The sequence below is a fragment of the Thermomonas sp. genome (genome assembly GCF_025993755.1).
In the GTDB taxonomy this organism is placed as follows: Bacteria; Pseudomonadota; Gammaproteobacteria; order Xanthomonadales; family Xanthomonadaceae; genus Thermomonas.
On the sequence record NZ_JAMQHN010000112.1, the window covers coordinates 1 to 5,947 of the forward strand.

At 67.2% G+C, this 5,947-nt stretch carries 7 protein-coding genes; all 7 read left to right on the forward strand.

Annotated elements, in window-relative coordinates:
• Positions 1 to 475: hypothetical protein (locus tag Q0X16_RS07400; protein ID WP_297832712.1), on the forward strand; the 475-nt coding region annotated here is incomplete at its 5' end.
• A gap of 44 nt (positions 476 to 519) precedes the next feature.
• Positions 520 to 1,419, forward strand: a complete 900-nt coding sequence (locus Q0X16_RS07405; protein WP_297832715.1) for a hypothetical protein — start codon at positions 520 to 522, stop codon at positions 1,417 to 1,419.
• Between the two features lie 66 nt (positions 1,420 to 1,485).
• Positions 1,486 to 2,475 carry a glycosyltransferase gene (locus Q0X16_RS07410; protein WP_297832718.1) on the forward strand — a complete coding sequence of 330 codons (990 nt, stop codon included), beginning with the start codon at positions 1,486 to 1,488 and terminating at the stop codon, positions 2,473 to 2,475.
• Position 2,476: 1 nt separating this feature from the next.
• Positions 2,477 to 3,631, forward strand: a complete 1,155-nt coding sequence (locus tag Q0X16_RS07415) for a glycosyltransferase family 4 protein (protein ID WP_297832721.1) — start codon at positions 2,477 to 2,479, stop codon at positions 3,629 to 3,631.
• Between the two features lie 64 nt (positions 3,632 to 3,695).
• Positions 3,696 to 4,742, forward strand: coding sequence for a hypothetical protein (locus Q0X16_RS07420; protein WP_297832724.1), 1,047 nt, complete (start codon positions 3,696 to 3,698; stop codon positions 4,740 to 4,742).
• Between the two features lie 30 nt (positions 4,743 to 4,772).
• The gene (locus Q0X16_RS07425) at positions 4,773 to 5,651 is read left to right on the forward strand and encodes a glycosyltransferase (protein WP_297832728.1); all 879 of its coding nucleotides are present in this window, start codon (positions 4,773 to 4,775) and stop codon (positions 5,649 to 5,651) included.
• The coding region (locus tag Q0X16_RS07430; protein WP_297832731.1) for an acyltransferase family protein at positions 5,644 to 5,947 on the forward strand (304 nt) is incomplete at its 3' end. The genes Q0X16_RS07425 and Q0X16_RS07430, both read left to right, overlap by 8 nt.

Below are 5,947 nucleotides of genomic sequence, written 5' to 3' on the forward strand. Positions count from 1 at the left end.
CGATCTGCGGTATTCCCAGGATTGGGAATACGACATGCGCGCGGGCGCGCTGGGCGTGCGCCTGGCGTACTGCGACGAGGACGTGAGCGAGCACCGCCAGCATCCGGGTGCGCGCCAGACCGGCAGCGGCAGGTGGTTGGCACCCGCGGATCGGGTGCGGTTCTTCGCAGCGCTCCACGCGCATGCCTGCGAGGCCGGCGTACCGCCGGATGCGCCCGAGATGCGCCACTTCGCGCGCTGGGCGTTTTCCCACGCGCGCGAGTGCGGGCGGCTGGGCGACGCGCAGGCAGCCAGGGCGCTGTGCCGGCTGGCGCTGCGCGCTTCGGACGGGAGCCGCCTCGACGTGCATGCGTTCCGTGCGTTCGCCGGCATCGTCGGCTGGCCGCGCGCGGTGCGCTGGAGCGAGTCGGCGCGCGCCGCAATCGGGCGCAAGGCGGGCGCGCGGACGCGAAGACAGTCATGGATGCGGCCATGACGATCTCGCCGCAGGTCGTAGCCCCATGACCCGTGAGCGCGGCGATGGCCGGCGACTCCCCGGCGGAACCGCAAGCTCGGAGGTGGCGGCCGGCGATGCGGGCCGTCCCGGTCTGTTGCCGGCATGGATGCTCCCGTTCCCCGGGTTGTCTGGAAAGCCGACGGGCAGGGACGCAAGGATGCCTCCGTTCCCGATCCCGGTTCGATGAATCCTTCGCCATGCTGAAAACGATCGGCAACCTGCTGCGTGCACTTGGCCTGTATCAGGCGGCCTTGCCGTACTACGAACGCTGGAAAATCCCGCGCGGGGCGACCGTGCTCGTCCATATCGGCAAATGCGGCGGCGGGACGTTGAAGCGTGGCCTCGCGCATGCCACGAAGAACGCGAATCCCTACGTCGTGCACGTGCGCAAGCCGGTCTACCGCCCGGACCTGAAGTACATCGTCGTCGCCCGTGCCCCGATTTCGCGGCTGGTTTCCGCGTTCCGCTGGCAATACAAGCGGGTCGTCGAGGAAAACTGCTGCGTTAACCCCTTTCCCGGCGAACACGGGATTCTCGAAAAGTACCGGACCCTCGGCCGCATGGCCGAGGCGCTGTACGACGCGGACGGAAGGCCCGATCCGCAGGTGCACGACGAGATCCGCAGGATCCGCCATATCCACGAGGACATCGCGTTTTACCTTTATCCGCTGCTGGATCGGTGCCGCCCGGAGCAGATCGTCGCGGTGCTGATGCAGGAGACGCTGGATGCGGATATCGCACGGGTGTTCGGCTACCGCAACGACCTGCAGCTGCATACCAACCCGGGGACCAGACAGGACGGGGAACTCTCTCCGCATGCCATGCGCAACCTGAAGCGGTTTTTCAGTAAGGACTACGAGGCGTTGATGGTTTTGTACTGCTGGCAAAAGATCGACAGACAGGTGTTTCTGGATGCCGTTTGATCGCGGCCAAGGTGTCGAGGTGCGCGCCTCGGGCGCGCTGCCCTGCCGCCGCACGGCGGGTGCGAATTGACCGCATCGCCACGCGTCTCCGTAGTGATGGGCGTGTACAACGATGCCGACCGCGTCGGGCATGCGGTGGCCGGCATCCTCGGGCAGAGCTTCCGCGAGTTGGAACTGATCGTGGTCGACGACGGCTCCCGTGATGGCACCGGTGGGCTGCTGGACGCGCTGGCGGCTTCCGACGCGCGCCTGCGGGTGATCCATCAGGAGAACGCCGGTCTGACCCAGGCGCTGATTCGCGGGTGTTCGGAGGCGCGCGGCGAATTCATCGCCCGCCAGGACTCCGACGACTGGTCGCATCCACTGCGGATCGCCGAGCAGGTGGCCTTGCTGGACGGCGATCCCGCTGTCGGCTTCGCGTCCTGTGCCACCGAGTACGTCGGTCCGGCCGACGAGCCGCTGTGCGTGATCCGGCGTCCTGCCGATCCCATCGAGGCTTCGGACGGGCTTTCGCGGCAGCGTCACGGCCCGCCCGCGCACGGCAGCGTCATGTTCCGCACGAGGCTTTATTGTGACGTGGGTGGCTATCGCGCGGCCTTCCATTACGCGCAGGACTCCGACCTGTGGTTGCGCATGATTGACGTGGCGCGCATCGGGTATCTCGGCGCGGTGCGCTATGTCCATCGCAAGGAACCGGGCAGCACCTCCGGCGCGGCGCGGGCGGCGCAGAAACGCTTCGGCGAACTTGGGCATCTGTGCCGGCAGGCGCGGCAATCCGGACAGGACGAGGCGCCGTGGCTTGCCGAAGCGGAAGCGTTGGCGCAGCGCGTGCGCGCCGGCATCGCCCAGTCGCAGGTGGAGCGCCGGAATGCGCTTGCGAACGCCAATTACTTGATCGGTGCGATGCTGATCGGCAATCGCGATGCGCGCGCGCGCCGCTATCTGGCGCAAGCGATTCGCCAGTGTCCGTGGCGACCCAAACCGTGGCTGCGTCTGGGCCAGTCGTTGCTGACCGGGCGGGAGCGGCCCGCGTTCCACTTTGGGGACGAATCCTGAAATGAGAATTCTCGTCGGCGCCGATGCGCCGCCCAATCCCGATTCCGGGGCGGCCGGAACCGTGGTGGCCACCAACCTGGCGTTGCGTGCGCTGGGGCACGAGGTGGAGGCGTTCTGGGACGCCGATCTTGCCCACCGCATCCGCCACTGGAACCTGCACTACTGGCTGGAGCTGCCGCGCGAATACCGCAGGGCCGTCGCGGAGCGCTGCGGGCAAGACGACTTCGATGTGATCCAGCTCAGCCAGCCTTATGCGTGGCTGGCGGCGAAGGACAATCGCCGACGCCGCCGCAGGGCGGTTTTCGTCAATCGCAGCCATGGGCTGGAGTGCATGGCCGATGCCGCGCTCGACCATTGGCATCGGCGCCTCGGTGTGCCGCAGGGGCGGTTCCCGCTGCTGTCGCGCATGTTGCGCACCCGCATCCATGCCCAGATCGACCGCGTGGTGCGCTATTCGGACGGCCTGATCGTGCCGGCGCAGGAAATCAAGGACCATCTGGTCGCGCACCATGGGGCGCAGCCGGAGCGCGTGGCGGTCATCCATCACGGTGTGCCGCAACCATTTCTGGACCGTCCGCTGCAGCCCATGACCGCCCTACGCTTGCATCGCATGCTGTGCGTTGCGCAATACTCTTTTTTCAAGGGGCCGCAATTGCTGGCCGAAGCGGTCAGCCGCGTGCTGGCGGCCGACCCGGAGGCGAGCCTGACCTGGGTATGCAGCGCGGACCACCATGCCGAAGCGCTGGGGCTGTTTTCCGAGGGCGTGCGAGCGCGGGTGCACTTGCTCGACTGGCGGGCCCAGGAGGCCTTGCTCGATCTGTATGACAGCCATGGCATCGGCGTTGCCCATTCGCTGTATGAAGGCGCGGCCAAGGCCTGCGCCGAGGCGATGGCGCGCGGTTTGATCCTCGTCAGCAGCGCGGTGGGCGCCGTCAAGGACCATGTCCGCCAGGGTGAAAACGGTTATCGGGTGGACGTGGGCGACAGCGCGGGCATGGCGGACATGATTCTGGCGGCGATGGGCGATTTGCCGGCTGCCGAGCAGATTTCCAGCGCCGCACGTCTGACCGCTGTCAAGCTGACCTGGGAAGACTGTGCTCGGCGGGCGGTGGATTTTTATCGGTCCCTGCTGGACCGCAAGGGCAGTGGCCAGTGAGGGTCTGCGTGCGCATGGCACGAGGTGGGGAATCGAAAATCGTGGGTGATCCGGGAGCAGGGCGATGCCGTATCCGATCGTGATGAATCTCGGGGTTGGGCGCTCGGGGACGACGTTCGCCCACAACCAGCTCCGCGTGATCCTCGGAGAGCAGGCGCATGTCCTGCACGAAGACATCAATGCGCGCTCCGCACGGGTGCGCAAGTATTTCCGCTGCTACGAGAACGAACGCATCGAGGCGGCCCTTGCCGAGCCGACGATCGGCAGCTGGGTCGAGCGGATCCGCATGCTGGCGGAGAAAGCGCCGGTGGTGATCACTGGCGGAACGACCAGCCACCTGGCCCCGGTGATGGCGCATGTTTTCGAAGATCGACTCAGGACCATCCACGTTTTCAGGCACCCGATCAATGTCGCAGCGGCGATGTTCGTCGGATCCTGGAGCACGAACTGGTGCGACACGCGTTCCTTCGTCGACGATCCAACGGGCTGGGTGCTGATTCCGCAGGACCCGCATGTCCGGTATCAAACGATCGCGCCGCGTTGGCCTGAGCTCGGGCCTTTTGCGCGCATAGCCTACAACTGGCTGGAACGGACGTCGGCTGCCGTGGAGTTCACGCGACTTCACCCGCAGGTGGCGCATCGCGACATCAAGGCCGAGACCGACGTATTCAAGAGCGACAGGTACATCCGGGACATCGCGGCACTGCTGGAAGTGGAATTTCCGGCCGACGTGAAGGCTAGTCCGTCGAACCAGAATGCCCAATGGCTGCGGAGCGTGGAGGAACGCCCGTTGGGCGAGGCGTGGCGGCAGATATTCGAGATTCCCGAGGTCATCGAAATGGGCACAAGCCTCGGGTACGGGTTCGAGGCGGAGGAGGTGGCGGCCAATATCAGGAAATACCAGCTGCCACCTGGCATTGGCCCGTGGGTTCGCCACTACAGCGGCTATTGGAAGGCGCGCCGCCATCTTGCACGGCTCCTGCGCGAAAAGTCCCTGATTCCACCGGCGCGTCCGGTCCTTGGAGGAGGCGCGCCCAGGTCGACGTGGAGTGCATTGGCCGAATTGCTGCCTCCGGCCCTGAAACGCGGAGCAGGGAAAAATGCGGAATAGCGGTCCCGTTGGGGGAAGGCGGGGCAGAGCGTGACTCTGGCGATCGTCATTCCCAGCTACCGGCGCGGCGCGGTTGCGCTGGACAGCCTGCGCGCGCTGCTGGCGCTGCCGCAGCCCGCGGACGAGATCCTGCTGGTCGACCAGACGCGGGACCATCCGGCCGAGCTGGCGGCGGCGCTGCAGGCGTTGCACGACGCCGGCCAAATCCGCTGGCTGCGCCTGCCGGAGCCGAGCATCCCGCACGCGATGAACGTCGGTTTGCAGCAGGCAGGGTCGGACGTCGTGATGTTCCTCGACGACGACATCGTGCCGGATGCGCAGCTGGTGGCCGCGCACCGGCAGGCGCAGTCGCAAGGCGATGCGCTGGTGGCGGGCCGGGTGTTCCAGCCGGGGCAGCATTCGGAAACCCTGCGCGAAGGCGAGCCGTTCCGCTTCACCAGCGATGCGCCGGCGAACATCGACGAATTCATGGGCGGCAATTTTTCCGTGCGGCGCGAAGTGGCGCTGGCGCTGGGCGGGTTCGACGAGAATTTTGTCGGTGCCGCCTACCGCTTCGAGGCCGAATTCGCCTGGCGCTACTGCCGCGCGCACGGCCCGATTCACTACGAGCCGAGTGCGATCATCCATCACCTGGCGATCGCCACCGGCGGCACCCGCGCCCACGGCCATCATCTGCGGACGATCAAGCCGACCCACGCCGTGGGCGCCTACTACTACTGGCTGAGAACCCGGATACCGGGCTGGCGGCGGCAGGCGCTCTTGCGCCCGCTGCGCGCGGTGCGCACCCGCCACCACCTGCGGCGGCCGTGGTGGATCCCGCTGACCCTGCTGGCCGAAGCGCGCGGCTTCGCCCTGGCGTGGCAGCTCGCGCGCCGTGGCCCGAAGCTGTTGAAGCAAGCGCATGGCTGAACTGAGCTACCGCCGCCATATCGACGGCCTGCGCGCGGTGGCGGTGCTGGCGGTGGTGGCGTTCCACGCCGGGGTGCCGTGGCTGCCGGGCGGCTACGTCGGGGTGGACGTGTTCTTCGTGGTGTCCGGGTTTCTGATCACCGGGCTGCTGCTGCGCGAGTTCGAGACGCGCGGCGATATTTCGCTGGTCGGGTTCTACGAGCGCCGGGTGCGGCGTCTGGCGCCGGCGCTGCTGCTGGTGCTGGCCGTCACGCTGGCGCTGGGTGCGGTGTATCTGGTGCCGATCGGGGGCGAAC